This is a genomic window from Algoriphagus aestuariicola (assembly GCF_017254835.1).
GTDB lineage: Bacteria > Bacteroidota > Bacteroidia > Cytophagales > Cyclobacteriaceae > Algoriphagus > Algoriphagus aestuariicola.
On record NZ_JAFKCW010000058.1, the window covers coordinates 1 to 290 of the forward strand.

General features: G+C 44.5%; 1 protein-coding gene. It reads right to left on the reverse strand.

Annotation, left to right across the window (positions count from 1 at the left end; translation table 11 throughout):
• Positions 1–290 (reverse strand): efflux RND transporter permease subunit (locus tag J0A67_RS22805; protein WP_206571691.1); only part of this gene is annotated, 290 nt, incomplete at both ends.

The following is a 290-nucleotide window of genomic DNA, read 5'->3' on the forward strand; positions in this document are numbered from 1 at the left end:
CCGGGATGCCAGCAATATTGCGGAAAAAATATCCATGCCTTGCATTCGTAGTTGTCTGGCGAACTCAATAATCAAAATGGCGTTTTTAGTAGAAAGCCCGATGATCGTTATCATTCCGACTCTAAAAAACACATCATTTGACATGTCAGCAATGAAGACTGCGCAAACCGCACCGATAAGCCCCAACGGCACAACCAACATCACGGCAAAAGGGGTTGCCCAACTTTCATAAAGGGCTGCCAGCACCATGAACACAACAAGAATAGAGAGCAAAATAAGCAATGGAAGTT